The 21,621-nt window shown below is 56.6% G+C and carries 21 protein-coding genes; 5 read left to right on the top strand and 16 right to left on the bottom strand.

Annotated elements, in window-relative coordinates:
* Positions 1–66: 66 nt before the first annotated feature.
* Complete coding sequence (locus tag P2R09_RS16755) at positions 67–384, bottom strand: DUF883 family protein (protein ID WP_275771390.1); 318 nt, start codon at positions 382–384, stop codon at positions 67–69.
* Positions 385–537: 153 nt separating this feature from the next.
* On the opposite strand from P2R09_RS16755, the gene P2R09_RS16750 reads away from it, so the two are divergent.
* The 4 genes from P2R09_RS16750 to P2R09_RS16735 all read left to right on the top strand — a co-directional run bounded on the left by P2R09_RS16750 (position 538) and on the right by P2R09_RS16735 (position 3,847).
* On the top strand, positions 538–873 hold the full coding sequence (locus tag P2R09_RS16750; RefSeq protein WP_003850360.1) for a DUF2002 family protein: 336 nt from the start codon (positions 538–540) through the stop codon (positions 871–873).
* Between the two features lie 134 nt (positions 874–1,007).
* A complete protein-coding gene (gene mmuP / locus P2R09_RS16745; protein ID WP_008926759.1) occupies positions 1,008–2,417 on the top strand; it encodes an S-methylmethionine permease in 1,410 nt (469 codons plus the stop codon).
* Positions 2,407–3,342, top strand: a complete 936-nt coding sequence (gene mmuM, locus P2R09_RS16740) for a homocysteine S-methyltransferase (protein ID WP_275771386.1) — start codon at positions 2,407–2,409, stop codon at positions 3,340–3,342. Before mmuP ends, mmuM begins: the two co-directional genes overlap by 11 nt.
* An 85-nt stretch (positions 3,343–3,427) precedes the next feature.
* Positions 3,428–3,847 (top strand): hypothetical protein, encoded by a 420-nt coding sequence (locus P2R09_RS16735; protein WP_003850357.1) that lies wholly within the window; start codon positions 3,428–3,430, stop codon positions 3,845–3,847.
* Here P2R09_RS16735 and speG read toward each other — a convergent pair whose 3' ends face one another.
* The 6 genes from speG to P2R09_RS16705 all read right to left on the bottom strand — a co-directional run bounded on the left by speG (position 3,848) and on the right by P2R09_RS16705 (position 9,613).
* Positions 3,848–4,393: a spermidine N1-acetyltransferase gene (gene speG / locus P2R09_RS16730; RefSeq protein WP_003850356.1), complete on the bottom strand. Its 546-nt coding sequence runs from the start codon at positions 4,391–4,393 to the stop codon at positions 3,848–3,850.
* A 255-nt stretch (positions 4,394–4,648) separates the two neighbouring features.
* The gene (locus P2R09_RS16725; RefSeq protein WP_275771379.1) at positions 4,649–5,326 is read right to left on the bottom strand and encodes an ABC transporter ATP-binding protein; all 678 of its coding nucleotides are present in this window, start codon (positions 5,324–5,326) and stop codon (positions 4,649–4,651) included.
* Entirely contained in the window at positions 5,319–6,149 is an 831-nt protein-coding gene (locus P2R09_RS16720; RefSeq protein WP_275771377.1) for an ABC transporter ATP-binding protein, read from the bottom strand. Before P2R09_RS16720 ends, P2R09_RS16725 begins: the two co-directional genes overlap by 8 nt.
* Positions 6,139–6,996 carry an ABC transporter permease gene (locus tag P2R09_RS16715; RefSeq protein WP_003850353.1) on the bottom strand — a complete coding sequence of 286 codons (858 nt, stop codon included), beginning with the start codon at positions 6,994–6,996 and terminating at the stop codon, positions 6,139–6,141. Before P2R09_RS16715 ends, P2R09_RS16720 begins: the two co-directional genes overlap by 11 nt.
* Positions 6,993–8,045 carry an ABC transporter permease gene (locus P2R09_RS16710; protein WP_275771375.1) on the bottom strand — a complete coding sequence of 351 codons (1,053 nt, stop codon included), beginning with the start codon at positions 8,043–8,045 and terminating at the stop codon, positions 6,993–6,995. The genes P2R09_RS16715 and P2R09_RS16710 overlap by 4 nt, the downstream gene beginning before the upstream one ends.
* A complete protein-coding gene (locus tag P2R09_RS16705; RefSeq protein ID WP_275771373.1) occupies positions 8,045–9,613 on the bottom strand; it encodes an ABC transporter substrate-binding protein in 1,569 nt (522 codons plus the stop codon). Before P2R09_RS16705 ends, P2R09_RS16710 begins: the two co-directional genes overlap by 1 nt.
* A 657-nt stretch (positions 9,614–10,270) precedes the next feature.
* On the opposite strand from P2R09_RS16705, the gene mgtA reads away from it, so the two are divergent.
* The gene (gene mgtA / locus P2R09_RS16700) at positions 10,271–12,973 is read left to right on the top strand and encodes a magnesium-translocating P-type ATPase (protein WP_275771370.1); all 2,703 of its coding nucleotides are present in this window, start codon (positions 10,271–10,273) and stop codon (positions 12,971–12,973) included.
* Positions 12,974–13,138: 165 nt separating this feature from the next.
* Here mgtA and P2R09_RS16695 read toward each other — a convergent pair whose 3' ends face one another.
* The 9 genes from P2R09_RS16695 to P2R09_RS16655 form a co-directional block, all read right to left on the bottom strand.
* Complete coding sequence (locus tag P2R09_RS16695; RefSeq protein ID WP_275771368.1) at positions 13,139–13,993, bottom strand: PA4780 family RIO1-like protein kinase; 855 nt, start codon at positions 13,991–13,993, stop codon at positions 13,139–13,141.
* 324 nt (positions 13,994–14,317) lie between these two features.
* Positions 14,318–14,806: a cold shock domain-containing protein gene (locus P2R09_RS16690; RefSeq protein WP_003850339.1), complete on the bottom strand. Its 489-nt coding sequence runs from the start codon at positions 14,804–14,806 to the stop codon at positions 14,318–14,320.
* A gap of 144 nt (positions 14,807–14,950) precedes the next feature.
* Complete coding sequence (locus tag P2R09_RS16685) at positions 14,951–15,196, bottom strand: YmjA family protein (RefSeq protein ID WP_003850337.1); 246 nt, start codon at positions 15,194–15,196, stop codon at positions 14,951–14,953.
* Positions 15,197–15,524: 328 nt separating this feature from the next.
* Positions 15,525–16,487: a ribokinase gene (locus P2R09_RS16680; protein ID WP_003850334.1), complete on the bottom strand. Its 963-nt coding sequence runs from the start codon at positions 16,485–16,487 to the stop codon at positions 15,525–15,527.
* The gene (gene alsK / locus P2R09_RS16675) at positions 16,484–17,380 is read right to left on the bottom strand and encodes an allose kinase (RefSeq protein ID WP_275771365.1); all 897 of its coding nucleotides are present in this window, start codon (positions 17,378–17,380) and stop codon (positions 16,484–16,486) included. The genes P2R09_RS16680 and alsK overlap by 4 nt, the downstream gene beginning before the upstream one ends.
* Entirely contained in the window at positions 17,377–18,069 is a 693-nt protein-coding gene (alsE, locus tag P2R09_RS16670) for a D-allulose 6-phosphate 3-epimerase (RefSeq protein WP_078804701.1), read from the bottom strand. The genes alsK and alsE overlap by 4 nt, the downstream gene beginning before the upstream one ends.
* Positions 18,069–19,118: an ABC transporter permease gene (locus P2R09_RS16665; RefSeq protein ID WP_275771414.1), complete on the bottom strand. Its 1,050-nt coding sequence runs from the start codon at positions 19,116–19,118 to the stop codon at positions 18,069–18,071. The genes alsE and P2R09_RS16665 overlap by 1 nt, the downstream gene beginning before the upstream one ends.
* Before the next feature lie 15 nt (positions 19,119–19,133).
* Positions 19,134–20,123 (bottom strand): ABC transporter permease, encoded by a 990-nt coding sequence (locus P2R09_RS16660; protein ID WP_275771363.1) that lies wholly within the window; start codon positions 20,121–20,123, stop codon positions 19,134–19,136.
* Positions 20,116–21,621 carry a sugar ABC transporter ATP-binding protein gene (locus P2R09_RS16655; protein ID WP_275771361.1) on the bottom strand — a complete coding sequence of 502 codons (1,506 nt, stop codon included), beginning with the start codon at positions 21,619–21,621 and terminating at the stop codon, positions 20,116–20,118. Before P2R09_RS16655 ends, P2R09_RS16660 begins: the two co-directional genes overlap by 8 nt.

The following is a 21,621-nucleotide window of genomic DNA, read 5'->3' as shown; positions in this document are numbered from 1 at the left end:
TGGCAGAAAAAAGGCAAAAAAAAGCCCCGCACACGGCAGGGCTCAGGGGATTTCTCAGCGCTTAGCTTAGCGGCGTGACGCCAGCAGCACACCTACAACGATACCGAATGCGGCACCGATACCTACACCGTGCCATGGCTTGTCATGGACATAGGTATCAACCTGAGCGGTAGCATCACGCGCAACCTGTGAAACACGGTTGCTGCCGCCATTCAGTTTAGAGCGGGTCTGTTTCAGCAGCTTCTCTGCCTGACTGCGGGCTGAGTCCACTTCGTCTTTGGCGTCACTGCCGTAAGATTTCAACAGCGCTTCCAGTGAATCGGCCAGTTCGTTAACGTCCTGATTGATATCAATGTCATCGTTTTTTACAGTGCGATTAAACATTTTTTAGCTCCCTTTGATTTAAAAACGTAATACTAGTGTAGACGACCTTGAGATTAACGAGACGCGGGAGTGTTCTTTAGGGAAAATTCCGAATGCCCACTCTGTCATGCTGTTGTAAGGTTGCGAAGCTTTTGAAAGAGGAGAGGATCGAGCATGTATTTACGACCGGATGAGGTAGCGCGCGTACTGGAAAAAGCGGGTTTCGAAGTCGATGAAATTACCCCACGGGCCTATGGCTATCGCCGTGGAGAGAACTACGTTTATGTGAATCGCGAAGCGCGCATGGGGCGCATGGCTTTAGTGATTCACCCGACACTGAAAGAGAAGAGCCAGCCGTTCGCTGAACCCGCTTCAGAAATGAAGACCTGCGATCACTACACCCAATTCCCTCTCTACCTGGCGGGTGATTCACAGGAACATTACGGCATCCCGCACGGATTCAGTTCCCGCATGGCGCTGGAACGCTATATTCAAAGCGTTTTCGGCTAATGCATCAGGCCCCGCCGCGACGGGGCTCTGAACTGCCTTTCCATCCTCCCTGTTTCCTGCCGTTGCAATTACCCGCTGTGACGCGTATAAAATTGTCCACTATAGATGTTTAGACGTCCATACGGATAAAAAAGATGAGCGAACAGCCAACTCCCTCGCAGGAACAATTTAAACGCACCATGAAAGTGCGCCATCTGGTGATGTTATCGCTGGGCGGCGTGATCGGCACTGGCCTGTTTTTTAACACCGGCTATATCATTTCTACTACCGGAGCGGCGGGTACGCTGCTTGCCTATCTGATTGGCGCGCTGGTGGTCTGGCTGGTGATGGTCTGTCTGGGTGAACTCTCTGTGGCGATGCCGGAAACCGGCGCGTTCCACGTTTACGCTGCGCGCTATCTCAGTCCGGCAACCGGCTATACCGTGGCATGGCTCTACTGGCTGACCTGGACGGTGGCCCTGGGCTCCAGCCTGACGGCGGCGGGCTTCTGTATGCAGTACTGGTTCCCGCAGATTCCGGTATGGATATGGTGCCTGGTCTTCTGCTGCGCCATCTATCTGCTGAACGTCATCTCAACCCGCTTCTTCGCCGAAGGGGAGTTCTGGTTCTCGCTGATTAAGGTGGTCACGATCGTCGCCTTTATCGTGCTGGGCGGCGCAGCGATGTTTGGCTTTATCCCGATGAAAGATGGCACGCCCGCGCCCGGTCTGAGCAATCTTACCGCGCACGGCTGGCTGCCCAACGGCGTACTGCCGATTCTGATGACGATGGTGGCGGTGAACTTCGCCTTCTCAGGGACCGAGCTGATCGGGATTGCGGCCGGTGAAACCCAGCAGCCGGAGAAAGTGCTGCCGCTGGCGATCCGCACCACCGTGGCCAGGCTGATCATCTTCTTCATCGGCACAGTCTTTGTGCTGGCGGCGCTGATTCCGATGGATCAGGCTGGCATCGTAAAAAGTCCGTTTGTGCTGGTGTTCGAAAAGATCGGCATCCCGTATGCGGCTGACATCATTAACTTTGTGATCCTGACTGCAATCCTGTCAGCAGCCAACTCCGGCCTTTACGCATCGGGCCGTATGCTCTGGTCGCTGGCCAACGAAAATACGCTGCCGCGTGCCTTTTCCCGGGTGAACAAGCGCGGCGTACCCATGCTGGCAATCACTGTCAGCATGGTGGGCGGTTTGCTGGCCCTGGTTTCCAGCGTGGTTGCGCCAGACACGGTGTTTGTGGCGCTGTCGGCTATCTCTGGCTTTGCGGTGGTCGCGGTCTGGCTCAGCATCTGCGCCTCGCATTTTGTTTTCCGTCGCCGTCACCTTCAGCAGGGCAAATCGCTGGCCGATCTGGCTTACCGCGCGCCGCTCTATCCGCTGACGCCGATTCTGGGCTTTCTGCTCTGTCTGCTGGCCTGTGTTGGTCTGGCATTCGATCCAACTCAGCGTATCGCGCTATGGTGTGGCATCCCGTTTGTCCTGTTCTGCTACGCCGCATACCATCTGACCCATAAATCATCCCCGAAGCCTGAGGAGGCCAAAGATGTCGCATAACCCTGTCGCGCAGGCTTTAACAGAGTCACCATTGCTGATTCTGGATGGCGCGCTGGCCACCGAACTGGAAGCCCGCGGCTGCCATCTGGCCGATGCGCTCTGGTCAGCAAAGGTGCTGATGGAAAATCCTGAGCTCATCTATCAGGTGCACTACGACTATTTTGTCGCCGGTGCGCGTTGTGCCATTACCGCCAGCTATCAGGCGACGCCGCAGGGCTTTGCCACACGTGGTCTTGATGAAGCGCAGTCACTGGCGTTGATCGCCCAGAGCGTCGAGCTGGCGCGCCGCGCACGTCAGGATTATCTGGCGGTCCGGCCCGATGCGAAAACGCTGCTGGTGGCGGGGTCGGTGGGGCCATATGGTGCTTTCCTGGCGGATGGTTCGGAATATCGCGGTGACTATGCACTGCCGGAAGCGGAAATGATGGCGTTTCACCGTCCGCGCGTGCAGGCGTTGCTGGCGGCGGGTGCCGATCTGCTGGCCTGTGAAACCCTGCCTTCGTTTGCAGAAGCGCAGGCACTGGTGAAGCTGCTGGCTGAATTCCCGGAAGGCCGCGCGTGGTTCACGTTTACGCTGCGTGATGCCGGGCATATCAGCGACGGCACGCCGCTGTCAGAGGTGGTGAGCTGGCTGAATCAGCAGCCGCAGGTGATAGCGCTGGGGATCAACTGCGTAGCGCTGGAGAGTGTAACGCCAGCGCTGCAGCAGTTGCAGAGGCTGACCGACAAGCCGCTGGTGGTCTATCCCAACTCCGGCGAACAGTATGATGCCGGCAGCAAAACCTGGCATTCCGCGCCGTCGGGCTGCACGCTGCACGACAAGCTGGCTGAGTGGCAGCAGGCGGGCGCGAAGCTGATTGGCGGCTGCTGTCGCACCTCACCCAACGACATCGCGGCTATCGCCCGCGCTTGTCAACCGCAATAAGCTGGCTGAATCGGGCGATGATAGCCCGATTGAGACAAAGAAGGCGGTCTACACTTTGAGCACTGAACACTCTGTGGACCCCTTCATGAAACAGCGAATTCTGGCTCTGGCCGCCGCGCTGCTGCTTAGCGGCTGTGCCACCATTGTCGGCACTGAAACCCAAATGGTGCGCATCGACTCTCTGCCGCAGGGCGCGCGCTTTACCGTGCAGGATGAGCGTGGCTACGCGGTTGCGCAGGGTTTCACGCCGCAGACCGTTGAGCTGGCAAAATCCACCGGCCGCTACTTCGGCAAAAAGCACTATCTGCTGATGCTGGAGAGCCCGGGCTACGTGCCGGTTACAGTGCCAATCGAGGCTCGCGCTAACCTCTGGTATCTGCTGGGCAATATCCCATTAGGTGGATTCCCCGGCTGGTTGCTGGTCGATCCTTTCTATGGCGGCATGTACGACCTCAAGCCGGAACATCCACGTCCCTTCATGAATCCGGTTGGCGCGCGCGGCTGATCACTGCGCGGTCGGCTTCACCATTCCGCCTGGCGTTTTATGGCGTTCCAGATACTGATGCTGGAAAATGCACATGCGGATGGTGTTGCGGTACTCCCCATTGATGAAAAATTCATGTTTAAGCACGCCTTCGATCTCGAAGCCGAGCTTGGTATAGATATGGATCGCTTTTTCGTTTTCCTGATCGACAATCAGGTAGAGCTTATAGAGATTCAGAACCGAAAAGCCGTAATCCATCGCCAGCTTAGCTGCCTGGGTTGCCAGCCCTTTGCCCTGATGCGCCGGATCGATAATGATCTGAAACTCGGCGCGGCGGTGCACATGGTTAATCTCAACCAGTTCCACCAATCCCGCTTTCTGCCCGCTATGCTCCACCACAAAGCGGCGTTCCGTCTGGTCATGAATGTGCTTGTTGTAGAGATCGGACAGCTCCACAAACGCTTCATAGGGCTCCTCAAACCAGTAGCGCATCACGCTGGCGTTGTTATCCAGCTGATGGACAAAGTGCAGGTCTTCCCGCTCCAGTGGACGTAGTTTTACCGTCATCGCCTTTTCCTCTCATGAAATAATTGCCGCGAGTATACCGCATCAGCCTGGCGCTGCGTTTTGTGCTGCCGTATAGGGGCGCTGCTTTAGCGTGCAACCGCCAATAGCGCAGCGTGGCAATCAAGAAGGCTGTGAGAAAACCACACACCGTCCGGCAGGAGAGAAGAGGGGTTAAGGCCGATTAAGAGGCGAGTTACGAAATGCGCGACGAGTGAAGCAGCACCGGACGGCAGATTAACGCCGTCCGGCCGGGTTTCAGGCAGAGATCTGTTCGATGATGCGGCCCTGTGCCATACGCACCGCGCGATCGCACATATGATCGATAACATCGGGATCGTGGCTGACCAGCACCATTGTCAGACCATCCTGCTGTTTCAGATCGTTGAGCAGGTTGAGGATCTCCGCCTGCACTGACATATCCAGCGCCGATGTCGGCTCATCCAGTAGCAGGATCTTTGGCTGCAGCAGCAGGGCGCGCACGATGGCGACGCGCTGACGCTGACCGCCAGAGAGCTGATGTGGATAGCGATCTGCTAGTGCAGGATCGAGTCCGACGTGACGAAAACCCTGATCGATACGATCGTTGATATTGTCGCGTTTCAGCAGCTTCAGTGGCTCCGACAGGGTGCGACGCAGCCGGTGACGCGGATGCAGCGAGGCATAAGGGTCCTGGAACACCATCTGCACTTCCTGACGTAGCGCACCGGTAAAGGCTTTGCCCGGCTGAACCGCATGACCGGCAAGCTGCATCTGGCCCTGCCAGTGTGGGTTCAGACCTGCCAGCACCCACAGCAGTGACGATTTGCCGCAGCCCGAAGGACCCACCAGACCAAAACACTCGCCCGCGTTAACCTCAAGATTAACCTCATGCACCACGGTGCGAAGGTCATAACCCTGTTTGTGGGCGACGCTGAGATTGTGTAACTCAATCATAATTCGCCTCCAGCGCAGCGCGATCCAGCACCGGTAAAGTCTGTCCGTGGGTCGATTTACCCGGACGGCAGGCCCACAGTGTGCGGGTGTAAGGATGGGTCGCATGAGGCAGATCGGCGGCGGGCAGCGTATCCAGCAACCGGCCTTTGTACATCACCATCACCCGCTCGCAATGTTCCGAAACCTGCTGCAAATCGTGGCTGATCAGCAGCAGCCCCATGTTACGCGCTTCCACCAGACCGCGAATCAGCGCCAGCACCTGATCGCGCATGGCATGATCCAGTGCGGAAGTGGGTTCATCAGCGATCAGAAAATCAGGATCGGTGATTAGCGCGATTGCCAGCATCACGCGCTGGCCCATGCCGCCCGAGAGCTGATGCGGATACTGCTGCATCAGCCGACGCGGATCGGGCAGGCCGACCGCATCCAGAATCTCACACACTTTCTCTTTACGCTCGGCACGGCTCAGGCGGCGATGCAGGATCAGCGGTTCTTCCACCTGCCAGCCAATGGTGCGCGTCGGATTAAGGGCATATTTCGGGTCCTGCATCACCATCGCCACGCGGTTACCGCGCAGCTGGTTCCAGTGACGCTCACTCAGCGTCAGCGCATTCTCACCGGCCACCTGAAGCTGGCTGGCCTGCAGATGCAGCGCGGGCGAGAGCAGTCCCATCAGGCTGCGGGCGGTCAGCGACTTCCCGGAGCCGGACTCACCGACCAGCGCCACACGTTCGCGGCCCACGGAAAAGCTGATGTTATCGACCAGCAGTGCTTCATCACTGCGAATGGTCAGCCCTTCGGCAAGGAGCAGATTATTTTGCATGACGGGTATCCAGTCGGTCGCGCAGGCCATCGCCTGTCAGGTTAAAGGCCAGGCTGGCAAACAGAATCGCCGCACCCGGTGCAGCCGCAACCCACCACTGATCGAAGATCACTTTACTGCCTTCGGCGACCATTGAGCCCCATTCAGCCGTCGGCGGCTGAACGCCCATACCGAGGAAACCGAGTCCGGCAGCAGCCAGGATAATCCCGCCCAGGCTTAGCGCAGCGCGGACCACCGCCGTCGGCATGCAGAGCGGCAGGATATGACCGAACATCAGGCGAAAGCCCGTAATGCCCTGCATCCGCGCGGCGGCGAGGTAATCGCTGCGGCGCAGTGCCAGCGTTTCAGCGCGTGCCTGACGGGCAAACGGCGGCCAGCTGGTCAGCGCCAGTGCCAGCGCGCCGTTCATCAGGCCAGGGCCGAGAATCGCCACCAGCGCCAGCGCGATTACCAGGTTGGGCAGCGACAGGAAAATATCGGTGATGCGCATCAGCAGGCGTTCGGTCCAGCCGCCAACGTAACCGGCGGTGATGCCGATCAGCAGTCCGGCCGGAATAGTCAGCACCAGAATCAGCGATACCAGCAGCAGCGTAGGGCGTGTGCCGTAAATCACGCGCGACAGCAGATCGCGGCCAAAGCCATCGGTGCCAAACCAGTGCTGTGCTGACGGCGCCAGCAGGCGGCTCGACATGGTCTGCACATTCGGGTCGAAAGGTGCAATCAGCGGTGCCAGCAGCGCCATCAGGATAAGAATCGCGACCAGCGTCAGGCCAACGGTTAACGAGGTCACGCGTTGACGGCGACGGCGTGGCCGTAGCGTTTCGGGTTCAGAGAGTTGTTGCGTCATCGGGTTCTCGGATCGGTTAACCAGGTTAAAACATCTGCCAGGGTGTTAATCAGGATAAAGCAGCTGCCAATCAACAGGGTTGAGCCCAGAATCGCCGGCACATCGCCGGAGAACAGCGCATTGGTCATATAGCGACCCACACCCGGCCAGGCGAAGACGGTTTCGGTTAGCACCGAGCCTTCCAGCAGCGTAGCGTAGGAGAGGGCGATCACCGTAACCAGCGTGCCCAGCACGTTAGGGAATATATGGCGCAGCAGGATGCGCACCCGACCGGCACCTTTGGCACGCGCCAGCACCACATACTCTTTACTGCTCTCTTCCAGCAGCGCCGCACGCAGCAGGCGGGTAATGCCCGCCATCGCCAGCAGACCGAGAATCACCACCGGCAGCCAGAGGTGCGCAATCGCGTTGCGGAACATCTCCGGTTCACCTGAGAGCCAGCTGTCGATCAGCACAAAGCCGGTTTTCGGCTCAAGGGTATAGACCCAGATATCATCCAGTCGTCCCGGTCCGGCGGACCAGTGCAGCACCGCATAAAAGAGCAGCAGACCCAGCAGGCCGAGCCAGAACACCGGCACCGAGTAGCCCAGCAGCGAGATAAAGCGGGCGAGGTTATCGATCCAGCTGCCCGGTTTCCAGGCCGCCAGCAGCGCCAGCGCGACGCCGAATACCACCGCGAAGATCATCGCGCAGGTCGCCAGCTCAATGGTGGCCGGGAACGTGGACATCAGATCGCCACTCACCGACTGATTGGTCAGACGGGAGACACCCAGATCGCCGTGCGCCAGATGTTCGACATAGCGCCAGAACTGCATCAGCACCGGCTCGTCGAGACCCAGGTCATGACGCACCTGCGCGTAAGTCGCTTCACTGGCGTGATCGCCGGCAATCTGCTGCACCGGATCAATCGGCGACAGATGCGATAGCATAAAGGTGAAGGCAAGCAGGCCAAGCAACGTGACCAGCAGCGACAATACGCTACCGATCAGCCGTCCGCCACGCTGCCAAAAAAGCCGGGCGAACCCGGCTGAAGGGACAGACTGTGTCATTACTTAGTAACCTGCGAATAATACACCATGTCAGGGTTGATACCCTGCACGTAGCCTTTCAGGTTGTCGCGCAGGGCGATCAGGTTCTTCGCCTGCATCCCAATCACGTAAGGTGAATTTTTCATTACTTCACGCTGCATCGCTTCATACAGCGCCACGCGTTTTTTCGGATCGCTTTCTGCTGTCGCCGCAATCACCTGCTTGTTCAGCTCAGGAATATGCCAGTCTGAACGGTAAGCGATGGTTTTGCTGCCATCTTCCGGGTTGTAAGCAAACGAGGCGGCATTGGTATTGGGATCGAAGTAGTCAGAACCCCAGGCGTTCAGCGTCGCTTCATATTTATGCGCTTTCACATTGGTCGACACTTCTGAGCTCAGGCCCGGTACCACTTCCACTTTCACGCCTGCTTTGGCGAAGCTGCCCTGCAGCGCCTGTGCGATATCCAGATAAGGCGGCTGGTTGCTGGTAGAGAGCTTGAAGGTCACGTTGCTCAGGCCCGCTTTCTTCAGAATCGCTTTGGCTTTTTCCGGATCGTAGCTGTATGGCGTGTCGTTGATTGCGCCCAGGAAGCCCTTCGGCAGGAAGCTCTGATGCACGTCGAACTGACCTTTCAGCAGCTCGTTAGAGATACCTTTGTAATCCCACAGGTAGCGTGCTGCTTCCCAGAAGGCCGGATTCTTCATCGTCTCGTTTGCGCCGATGTTGAACTGGATGTAGTAGAGCGACGCCATGGGAATCGCTTCCGTCTTCACGCCTTTCTTGCCGTTCAGCGCAGCGATCTGATCGGCACCCAGGTTACGGGCGATATCGGCATCGCCCTGTTCCAGCAGCAGACGACGCGCAGCCGGTTCCGGTACGTTTTTGATCAGGATATTTTTCATCTTTGGCGCGCCCGCCGGTGAGGTCGGGTTAGCGCTGAGCAGTACCACCTGATGCATCACCACTTTACGGATCTGATACGGACCGCTGCCCGCAGAGTGAGTTGCCAGCCAGGCGTTACCAAAATCGCCGTTCTTCGCGTTCGCCATCGCGGTTTTTTCATCAATGATGGAAGAAACCGGGGCAGAGAGCAGGCTCAGCACGTAGGTCGGGCTGACGTTAGCCGTCCAGCTAATCTGCACGTGATTGTCGTCGACCTTCTTCAGGAAGCCGTCGACGTTATCTTTAGTCCAGCCAAGCTGTGTCAGGATGAAAGAGGGATCGAGGTTCAGCTTTACCACGCGGCCCAGCGAGAAGATCACATCTTCCGGACGCAGTGGGTTGCCGGTAGAGAATTTCGCATCTTTGCGCAGTTCAAAGGTCAGGCTGCGGTTGTCGCTGCCGGGCTGCCATGAGGTCGCCAGAGTAGGCTTCAGGTCCACCGGGTTCTGCGGATCGGACTGGACCAGACGCTGATAGATGTTTGTAAAAGCCTGAACGCTGGTCAGTTCAAACCCTTTGGCCGGATCGAAGCTGTCGGCGTCGTCAGTAGATTGTGCAATTACCAGCGTATCTTTTGGTGTTGCGGCCTGTGCTGTGAAGGCGCCAGCCAGCGTCAGCGCCAGCAGTGATGGAATTATAGTTTTCATGAAATTTCCTTGCCTCTAAAAAGTTACGCGAGTTTACGAAAGGGCCGGTGTGAAGAATAGTCGAATATGGGCTAATCATATGCCAAAAGGTTATAAGGGTTACCTGCTGGTTATAAGAAGATCGCCACTCTGTTAACGAAGCGGTAAGCTGAGCAGAAACAAAACCTCAACGAAACCATTATTCAGGTTATTATTGCTTTACCGCAGCCAGACGCTCTTTATAATGGCTGCAGATAATTTCAGGAGAATTCAGTTGGACAGTGATACCCGATTAACTTTAATTCTGGCAAGCTGAATTTTCTTTGCTGCTTGCCAACCGGCGAGCAGCGATCCCCGCTTTAATTAACGATCGCGCTCCTTTTTTAAATCCTGTCATTCACAGGAGTGCGCGTTATGCTGCTGTTTATATTCGCTCTTTTTCCTCCGCCCCGATTGGCGTAGCGCAGGCTACGCCCGATTGACGATCTCAGACTTTCAACATGCTGCGTTTAACCGGCGTCGGCTAATCCTGTGCGCGTCATTATTTTGCGTGCAGGCGGAATAACGTGATTATTCCTGGAGGTCACCGCATTAAATAACCCGGCTTCGCCAGGTTTTATCCATGCACCTTATTTTGCGTGCAGGACAACTATTGCTTTAAATCAGGGAGATGTCGAAATGAGCGACATGAAACTGGAGCAGGTTGCGATCACTTCATCCGGCAACCGTAACGATAAAAAAAGTAAAAAAATGTTTGCTGTAGCACAGCAGGCAGGCCAGCACGTTGAGACGACGCTGGCAAACCTGCGCAGCCACCATCAGGGCCTGACTCAGGCTGAAGCGGCAAAGCGCCTGAGCCTGTACGGCCGCAATGAAGTCGCGCATGAGAAAGCGCCACCGGCGCTGATTCAGCTGCTGATGGCGTTTAATAACCCGTTTATCTACGTATTGCTGGTCCTGGCGCTGGTGAGTTTTGTAACGGACTACTGGCTGCCGCTGCGCGCTGGTCAGGAGACCGATCTTTCCGGGGTGATCATCATCTGCACCATGGTGATGCTCAGCGGGTTGCTGCGCTTCTGGCAGGAGTTTCGCACCAACCGTGCGGCGCAGGCGCTGCAGTCACTGGTTCGTAGCCAGGTTACCGTGCTGCGGCGTGAGGCGGACAGCGAAACCGCACAGCGCCAGGATGTGGATATGAGTGAACTGGTGCCGGGCGATATTATTCTGCTCAGCACCGGCGACCAGGTGCCAGCCGATGTGCGCCTGCTGAGCTCACGCAACCTGTTTATCAGTGAAGCGGTGCTGACCGGCGAGTCGCTGCCGGTTGAGAAACACAGCAGTGATGCGGGTATTGACGGCACAGGCCAGACTGCTAAAGAGCTGCTGGCGTCAGCGAATATCTGCCTGATGGGCACCAGCGTAGCCAGCGGTACAGCCAGCGCCGTCGTCGTCGCGACCGGTGGCGAAACCTGGTTTGGCTCGCTGGCCTCATCGCTGACCGGAAGCCGTCCGCAAACTGCATTTGATCGCGGGGTGAACAGCGTCAGCAAACTGCTGATCCGCTTTATGCTGGTGATGGTGCCGGTGGTGCTGCTGATAAATGGCTTCACCAAAGGTGACTGGATGGATGCCACGCTATTTGCACTGGCGGTTGCGGTCGGGCTGACCCCGGAAATGCTGCCGATGATTGTCAGCGCCAACCTGGCCAAAGGCGCAATTGCGATGTCTCGTCGCAAAGTCATCGTTAAAAAGCTCAATGCCATTCAGAACCTTGGGGCAATGGACGTGCTCTGTACGGATAAAACCGGCACGCTGACTCAGGACACCATTCTGCTGGCGCATCATCTGGATGCACAGGGCAATGAAGATGCTCAGGTCCTGCTGCTGGCATGGCTGAACGGCAGCAGCCAGAGTGGCGCGAAAAACCTGATGGACCGCGCCGTACTCAGCGCGGGCGATAAAATCATTTCGCAGTCTCTGCGCAGCCAGTTTCAACTGGTGGATGAGTTGCCGTTTGATTTTGATCGCCGCCGGGTTTCAGTGCTGGTGGAAGATCTGGCTCAGCATCGTTCACAGCTGATCTGCAAAGGCGCAGTCAAAGAGATGCTGGCGGTAAGTATCGCCGTGCGCAAGGGCGATGCGGTCGTTGCACTGGATGCGGCGCAGCGAGCGGCGCTGCTGACACAGACCGAACACTATCATCAGCAGGGTTATCGTGTGCTGCTCGTTGCAACCCGTGATGAGGAGCTGCGCGCGCCGCTCAACGACAGTGACGAGCGCGATCTGGTTATTCAGGGCATGCTGACCTTCCGCGATCCGCCAAAAGCCAGCGCGGGTAAAGCGATTAAAGCCCTGCGCGACAGTGGTGTGGCGGTGAAAGTGCTGACCGGCGACAACCCATTGGTGACGCTGCGTGTCTGTGCCGATGTCGGACTGACCGATCCGGCGATGCTGACCGGCGATCAGATTGAGGCGATGAACGATGACGAACTGGCGCAGGAAGTGGAACGTTGCACGCTGTTTGCCCAGCTGACGCCACTGCAGAAATCACGTCTGGTGCGGCTGATGCAGCAGAATGGTCACACCGTCGGTTTCCTGGGAGATGGCATTAATGACGCGCCTGCACTGCGGGCGGCGGATACCGGGATTTCCGTGGACAGCGCGGCAGATGTGGCGAAAGCCTCCTCGGACATCATCCTGCTGGAGAAAGATTTACAGGTACTGAATGAAGGTGTCCTCAAAGGACGCGAGACCTTTGGCAACATCATCAAGTACCTGAACATGACCGCCAGTTCCAACTTCGGCAATGTTTTCTCGCTGCTGGTGGCCAGTGCCTTTATTCCGTTTCTGCCGATGCTCTCCATTCATCTGCTGATTCAGAACCTGATGTATGACATTTCCCAGCTGGCACTGCCGTGGGACAAGGTTGACCGTGAGTTTCTGAATAAGCCGCGTAAATGGGATGCCGGCAACATTAAACGCTTCATGCTGTGGATGGGGCCGACGTCGTCAATTTTTGACGTCACGACCTTTGCGCTGATGTGGTTCGTTTTTGGCGCGAATCATGCGGGCGTGCAGTCGCTGTTCCAGTCCGGCTGGTTTATCGAGGGATTGCTGTCACAGACGCTGGTAGTGCATATGCTGCGTACCCGGAAGATTCCGTTTATCCAGAGTCGCGCCACCTTACCGGTGATGCTGACCACGCTGACGATTATGGCGCTGGGCATCCTGATTCCGTTCTCACCGCTGGGCGCGATGGTCGGTCTGGTGCCACTGCCATGGCAATACTTCCCGTGGCTGGTGCTGACGCTGTTCAGCTACTGCCTGGTGGCGCAGGGAATGAAACATTTCTACATCCGCAGGTTTGGTCAGTGGTTCTAGGGAGGAGAAGATGAAAAAAGGCAGGCTCGATAAAGTTTTTGTCGGCGTGATGATTATCGGCTTAACTCTGATTGCGCTGACGGTCGTGGTGCGATGATAGCGTTGTAAAACTGCGAACATTAAAAGGCAGCGAGGCGACTCACTGCCTTTTTTATTAATGGGCGATTACTCTTCGTCGCGCTCACGGCTGGCACGCTGGCGTTCGTAATATTCATCCTCTGCAGTGATGATCTCATCCATCAGCGAATCCATATCAACCACGCGCTCCTCTTCCACAAACTCTCCGGTAAGCGGCGTTTCTGGTGTGAGCTTGCCATCCTCATACAGCAACCAGATCTCTTTGGCATAGCGCGTCTTAAGCAGCTGCGGAGCGAACTGACCATAGTATGAAGTGATATTGTTTACGTCACGTTCGAACATCGACTCGGCATGGTTATTGGCCGCCGCATCAACCGCCTGGGGCAGGTCAATAATCACCGGTCCCTGATCGTCCAGCAGCACGTTGAACTCGGATAAGTCACCATGCACGATACCTGCACAGAGCATGCGAACGATGTTACGGATCATGGTGTTGAAATCGGTGATTGCCTGCTCTTCGGAGAGCATGACATCGCTGAGGCGCGGCGCAACCGCACCGTTGGCGTCAGTCACCAGCTCCATCAGTAACACACCGTCGATGCAGAGAAAAGGCTGAGGTACACGAACACCGGCGTTAGCCAGGCGGAACAATGCGTCTACTTCGGCAGTCTGCCAGGACTCTTCCTGCTGCTTACGGCCAAATTTCGTGCCTTTCTGCATGGCGCGGGCGTTACGGCTGTTGCGGGTTTTACGTCCTTCCTGATACTGCACCGCCTGCTTGAAGCTACGCTGAGTCGCTTCTTTATAGACTTTGGCGCACTGCACCTTGCCGCCGCAAAGCACGGTATAGACGTCTGCTTCTTTGCCGCTTTTCAGCCGCTGCAGGACATCGTCAATCAGGCCGTCATCGACCAGTGGCTGGATTCTGTTTGGGATTTTCATGCGGCTTTATACCTTATTTCACCCACTTTTCGTATCAATTTGCGATGATGGAAATATTGGCAATGACTGAACAAAGAATCTGATTCTACCCTGGAATGTAGCTTTATGGGGATGATCCTTGATGACCAGCGCGTTTGACCTTTGTTTTTTCATAAACAATGGATTAGCTGGAAGAGCAGGGCAGTTTTGTCTGCACGAGTATCGTTTTCTGGCCACTGCGCACAGCTGGCAGGGATGATGTATCCGGGGAAAAACCTGTAGAGCAGACCGAAGCGGTCTGTCAGGCCAGCATCCTGCTCACAGAAAACTGGCCCACCTGCGGGATTATTTCAGGCTTTTAAGCACGTTAACCGTGCTGTCGATGTCGATCTCATCTTCAGAGAAGGTCAGCGTGGTTCCCTGGAATGTGGTCACCGCCAGCTTTTTCAGCGAGCGCATTTCATTCGCTTTCGTGTCAGATTTCGGCCGGATGTTATTCAGTAACAGGCCGACTGACAGCACCGCGTTCTCTTTATCGACACCGGCATCGACCGGGACTTCTTCGCTGTAGACCAGGTAAGATTTGATCGAGGTGATCTTCAGCCGCTCGCCTGCGATATAGATGTATTTGCTTGTCGGCGCGACTTTCACCGCATAGGCAGATAAGCCTTTGTTGTTGGTGGTGGGTTCAAAGGTCACCGCCGCATCTTTTTTGATCAGGTCAGGGTTGGCGACCTTAATCACATGAAAATAGCGGTTATCGCCGTTTTCATCTTTGATAAAGCCAAAACCTTTATCTTCAAACCACGTTGTGATCGTTCCGTTCATCGCCATTTTTGCCTGCTTAATCTACTCAGTTTTTTACAGCGCGCAGTGTAAAACACAATGCCTGCACAGACTATATAAGTCTGGATGATAATTTTCAGCTGCGCCAGGGAGCGACGGTATGGCGCTCACTCGTCTGGCGATGAGTAACAGTTACTCGTTGCCCCAGCGGTTCAGGAACTCCGCGATATCATCAATACGCTGCTCATCAATGCCGGCTTCACGCGCCATATCCTGCTGCGACGCTTCACTGATCTCTTCGTTGTTCATCAAACGGGTGATCAGCAGCTGGAAGTAATGCGCCAGCGGGGTACGTTCTGCTTCGCTTACCGGCTTAGCAGACTCCGTCGCATACTCATCTGCGACATCATAATATTTGAGAGAAATTTCGTTATTCATAGGGTGTCCGCAGCGTTGAAGTTACGTTAAGGCCTCACCGTCGTTCGTGGCATGGCTCAAAAGGAGATTATTTCGTGTTTGGGCGGGAGCTGTAAAGGGGGAAGGGCTTCAGCGCACATCTTCAGGCGTTGAGCATTTTATACTGAGCAAAAAACGATTCCCCTCCTGATAACTGATCGCCGGGCTGTAACGCCATCAACACGTCGCAGCACGACGGTTTCCTGCCAGGCGCGTGAGGAGATGCCCGATGAGCACTCTCCTGAAAAGCCTCGCGCTGTTCAGCGCGAGTTCAGAGTGGAACTGATGAAGATCAGCTTGCCGGTCTGCATCACGCGATTACGCTCTCAATCGGCTCGATAATACATTCCGGGTGCGCCTGCAGCCGCGCGAAAGCCTCGGCATACGAGGGCATTGAGTCGGCTGCGCCGGCACGTTCGACACAGAGTGAGGCAAATGCCGCAGCAAATCGCGCCGCCTGGGGCAGATCCTCGCCGGACGCGAGCCGGGCGGCAAGCGCGCCATTAAACGCGTCGCCAGCACCTGTGGTATCGCGCGGCTGTGCCGGAAAAAGCGGAATACGCTGCTGCTGCGCAGGTGTAGAGAGCAGGGCGCCAGCAATGCCCAGCGTGATAATGACCTGACGCGCACCCTTACGATGCAGTACCTCAGCGGCGCGACGTGCGCTGGCAAAATCAGTAACAGTTACCCCGCTAAGCTGGCTCGCTTCCGTGCTGTTAGGCGTCAGCAAATCAACCTTTGCCAGCAGCGCATCGCTGATTTTTTGCCACGGCGCCGGGTTGAGAATCACAAAGGTGCCGCTGGCACGCGCGTTATCAACCATGCGTTGAATGGCACTCAGGTTGTTTTCCAGCTGTACCAGCAGAATATCGGCAGCGGCTACCGTAGGCTGGCAGCGCGTCACCTCTGCAGCGGTCACGGTGGTATTGGCGCCCGGATAGACAGAAATCATATTTTCAGCATCGTCGCCTGCGACGTAAATCAGCGCGTTACCAGTGGGTTTCTCTTTACAGGTAAACAGCGTAATGGCGTCAAAGCCGGTTTTCTCCAGATGACGTCGCGCGAAAAGGCCAAAATCGTCATTGCCCACTTTACCGATGTAGTGCACCCGAGCACCAGCGCGCAGCGCCGCCGTAGCCTGATTGGCGCCTTTACCGCCCGCGCCCATCATGCTGTTGTGCGCTGTCAGCGACTCCCCTGGTAGCGGAAAGCGACGCATCACGGCAACAACATCGAGGTTAAAGGAACCGAAAACACATACTTTTCCTTTCATCCTGCGCTCCTGAACAGGCGTTCGGCGGCGAGACAGGCACCGCGACAGCCCGTGTAGTCGGTTGAGTGGCTGAAAATGATCTTCAGGTTTTCGCGCGTGACCGGTGGCCGCAGATGCTGCTGAATCTGGTTGCGCAGCAAAGCCAGCGGAAAATCATCCATCGCCAGCACGCCGCCGCCGAGGATCAGATATTCCGGGTCGAGTATATTCATCTCAGTTGCAATCAGCTGCGCCAGTCGTCGCACAAACGCCTGAAGTTCAGGCTGGTCGCCGTGATGGGTAAACAGCGCAGAAATAGGCGTGTCGGCGGCGTTCAGCGCGGCCCAGTGACTCAGCCAGTGGCCTGAGGTCAGGGTCTCCGCGCAGCCGCGATTACCGCACGGGCAGGGAAGATCATTGCCTGCCACCGGCACATGCCCCAGTTCGCCAGCACCGCCATGCTCGCCATGATAAAACTGCCCATTGAGCCACAGACTGTTGCCCATTCCGGTGCCGGGATACAGGCCGACGGCGTTATCCGGCAGTTGCTCCAGCTGCAGCAGATCCCACAGCATCAGATGGTTCACATCTTTGTCCATCGCCACGGGCACACCGAGCTCCGCTGCCAGGCGTGCCGCCACAGGCTGGTGGTCCAGCGCCTGGATAAAAGGCAGCGAAATCACCTGCATTCTGTCGCGGCTGAGGATACCCGGCAGTCCCAGCATAATGCCGCTGACCGGCTGCTGTTCCAGCGTTTCATCAATAAGCTGAGCCAGTGCCTGCAGCGCGTCGGGCTGCCGGGCCCAACTGGCGGTGGGCACCTTGCGAAAGCTGCTCCAGACACCTCCCGCTTCCATGAGCTGCAGCCGGGTACCGGTGCCGCCAATGTCGATACCGAGCCAGCGCGGTTTCATGCAGACACCTGCGCCAGCCCCTGGGCTTCATCAATGCTGTCGCGCATCATCTTCCAGGCAGTGGCTAAATCGTCATGAATGTTAAATAAGCCCGAGGTACCAACAATCAGGACTTCTGCGCCCGCGCCAATAAGCTGGTGATAAGTGCGGGTGTTACAGGAGCCGTCAATCTCAATCAGATAGTGATATCCGTGCTGCTGCTTCAGTGCTTTCAGCTCACACACCTTTTCAACCATTTCCGGGATAAAAGGCTGGCCGGCGTAGCCCGGATCCACCGTCATCACGGTGATCTTGTCGAGCAAATGAATATAGTGCTGAATATATGAGATTGGAGTGGCTGGATTGAGCACCACGCCCACTTTTTTACCATAACTGCGGATCAGATTAATGACGCGAAACGCGTCGCGGTTGATCGTCTCCGCGTGCGGACAGATATAGTCAGCCCCCGCTTTTGCAACCGCCTCGATAAAATTAGTCGGCTCTTCCACCATCAGATGCACGTCGATCGCTACACGGGTGAAAGGACGGATCTGCTCAATGAAGAAAGGGGAGAGCGTTATATTTTTAACGTAATGACCATCCATGATATCCACATGAAGAAAGTCAGCGCGCGAGTCGAGAACCTGTAGCTGGTGCTTGATCTCCATCAGGTTCATACACATCAGTGACGGGGAGATTTGAGTACGCATCATACTTCCTTCTTTTCAGACAGAGGATTAAGCACCGCGGCCAGCCTGCTGAGCTTAACTGCACGGTGTTCGTTGAATCGGATTTTAAATTGTTTAAAGGCGAGGACCACAATCAATACCGCGCCCCACATTGCCAGGCTGACGTGCTGACTGATGTTCATCAGATTGAAACCGGTTGAAAGTACCTGCAGCGCAATCAGTGCCAGCACCACACCGGTGACGCGACCGAATCCGCCGTTGGGATCGGTGCCGCCAAGAATAATCGCCAGCACCGTCAGTAACAGATAAGCATCGCCGTAACCCATGCGCGCGGAGTTAAAGCGCGCCATCATAATCAGGCCTGCCAGTACGCAGAGCAGGCTGGAGATCACATAGACCAGCATCACCATGCGATGGGTATTGATGCCGCTGAACCAGGTGGCGTTGATATTGCTGCCGCCCATGTAAATGCATTTTCCCGCGCGGGTTTTACCGAGAAACAGTGCCAGTAGCGCGGCGGCGATCAGGAATACCCAGAGCGGCAGCGGCATACCCAGCAGCGTATCAGCACCCAGCGCCTGTACCACCGGCGGCATGCCGCTGACGGCAGCCCCTTTTGTCAGCCAGATGCCGATGCCGTTCAGCGTCATCATCGTTGCGAGTGTGACCAGAATCGGATGCGCGCCGATTCGTGTTACCATCAGACCCGTTACCACGCCGATTACGGCGGCAATCAGCATGGCGCCAATGATGGCGATGAAAAGCCAGAGCAATTGCAGCGCCATGCCGGCTCCGGCGGGCAGGGCGCTCATCAGCGTCGAGGCGATAAACAGCGCCGTCAGGTTAGCGGTCGCGATAATGGCAAGGTTCAGGCCGCCGCTGAGGATGGCGATAAACATCGCCAGTGTGAGTAAGCCCAGCTCCGGCAGCTGAAATGCCATACTCATAAAGGTTGAGTCGGTCAGGAAGCGACCCGGCAGCATCACCGTAAAGATGGCCAGCGCCAGCGCGATAAGCAGCATCAGGCCGATGTTGGTGCCGTCCGGGCGCAGTGCAGTCAGTGATTTCATCATCAGTGCCCTCTGTCACACGAAACTGACGTCAGTTTCTTCGCGTTTTTTGTAATGGGTCACGGCGATCGCAATCATGATGACGCCGCCAACCACGATATTCATGAAGTAGTTCGATACTCCCACCAGATTGAGGCCGTTCTTCAGAATGGCGATCAGGAAAACCCCCATCAGTGTGCCGCTGACTGTGCCTTTGCCGCCCATCAGGCTGGCGCCGCCCAGCACTGTCGCCGCCAGGACATCAAGCTCACCGCCAACCAGCGCATTCGGCACCACTTCGCCCATGCGATAGACCTGTACCAGCCCGCCAATCGCCGCCATCGCGCCCAGCCAGCCATAGGCGAAAACGTGGATCAGTCCAACGCGAATACCAATACGACGGGCTGACTCCGCATCCCCTCCGACGGCGTAAAGCTGACGGCCCAGATTGGTTTTGTTCAGCAGCAGGGCCGTTACTGCAGCAATCAGCAGCATCGTGACCAGGGGCAGGCCCACCTGAAAGCTCTCTCCCTGCCAGCTGAACGGCAGCACGTTGCGCAGCGTGATCCACCACTCCGGCAGCGAATAGAGGCTGCGGCCACCGGTTACCCACATCAGCAGTCCGAACAGCAGCGATTGCATGCTGATGGTGATGATGATGGAGACCACCCGCAGCGTGGTAATCAGGAGCGCATTGATTACGCCGAACAGCGTGCCGCACATCACCGCCAGCACAATGCTGAGCAGCGCATTATCGAACTGGAACTGCACAAAGAGTGACGCAAGCAGGTACTGCACCACGGAGGCGACAGCCGCAAAGGAGATATCAATACCGCCGGTGACCAGCACCACAAACAGACCCAGTGCAAAGATGCCGGTGACGGCATAGCTCTCAGCCAGATCCAGCAGATTCTGCATGGTGAGAAACTGATCGCTGGCAACCGAGAAAAACAGAATGAATGCCAGCAGTACCCAGGCGAGCCAGCCCTGACTGGAGTGCGGACGAAAACGGGAAAAGTCAGGCATTGATCACCTCCGCCAGCTGCTGCTGCTCGACGCTATCAGGTTGGTATTCGGCATGGATCGTGCCATCGCGGAAATGCAGGATGCGGTCGCAGTTGTACCAGACCTCTGGCACCTCATCGGAGATCAGAATGATCGACAGGCCCTCTTTCGCCAGCTCATGGATCAACTGGTAAATACTGGCCTTGGCACCCACATCTACCCCAACGGTAGGCGAGTCGAGGATCAGAATACGCGGCTGCGTCAGCACCCATTTCGCCAGCACAATTTTCTGCTGATTGCCGCCGGAGAGGGTAGAAATGGCGAGGTTCGGATCGGCCACGCGCACGCCAAGCTGCTGTATCCACTGCAGGATCAGCTTGTTCTTGCGGTATTCATCAATCAGGTGAAACCGGTTCTGGAGTTTGTCGAGAATCGGCAACACCATGTTGTCTGCCACCGACTGCTGCTGCACCAGGCCCAGTGTCAGGCGATCTTCCGACACATAGCCGATACCCGCTTTGATTGCATCTTCATGGCCGCGAAAGCGTACCGGCTTACTGTCGAGCCAGATTTTACCGCTGTCGGGACGTGTCATGCCGAATAGTGAGAGTGCCAGTTCAGTGCGTCCGGAGCCGAGCAGGCCGCACAGCCCAAGCACCTCGCCTTCATACAATTTAAAATTGACGTTGTGATATTGGCCGGCGCGGGTTAAATCCTCTATCTCCAGAATGGCGCGGTCATCGTTGCGCGTCGGCGCTTTCAGCTGATAGTCGAGTTTCAGACCGGTCATCAGCTCCGTCAGGTGGTGCGGCGTCATCTCCCGCGCGGGCCAGCAGCCCATTTTGCGCCCGTCACGGATTACCGTAACGCGGTCAGAAATCTCCAGCACTTCATCAAGACGGTGGCTGACAAACACCACGCAGATATTTTTATCTTTCAGATAGCGCACGGTTCGCAGCAACTGATTCACTTCGGTGCGGGTCAGAGAGGCGGTGGGTTCATCCATGATCACCAGCCGCGCATCGGCGACCAGGGCACGGCAGATCGCCACCTGCTGACGCTGCGCGATGGAGAGCGCTGCGACCTTCTCATCCAGATCGAGATCAAACTTCAGCTCGGTAATAATGTTGCGCGCGCTTTCCCGCAGGCGTGCGCGATGGTGCCAGCGCAGCAGGCCGTTGAGGTTATGCTCAAAGGCGATGTTCTCTGCCACGCTCAGGTTGGGAAACAGCGACAGATCCTGATAAATCACCTGGATACCGAAGTCGCGCGCCTGCCGGGTAGTCAGGCGCGGCAGTGGCGCGCCGTCGCCCAGGGTGATGCGGCTGCCGCTGTCCGGGGCGTGCACCCCGGAAATCACTTTGATCAGAGTGCTCTTGCCACAGCCGTTGGTGCCAGCGAGACAGTGCACTTCGCCTGCCAGTAAAGTCAGGGAGATATCGCTCAGCGCGCGGTTACCACCAAATGTTTTCGACAGGTTATCGAGCGCAATCAGTGTCTGTGGAGTGACCTCTTGCAT

The organism is Pantoea sp. Cr_R13 (assembly GCF_029222565.1).
Lineage (GTDB): Bacteria > Pseudomonadota > Gammaproteobacteria > Enterobacterales > Enterobacteriaceae > Pantoea > Pantoea eucalypti.
The sequence above is the reverse complement of the archived record's forward strand: the minus strand, read 5'-3'. Positions and strand labels throughout refer to the sequence as shown.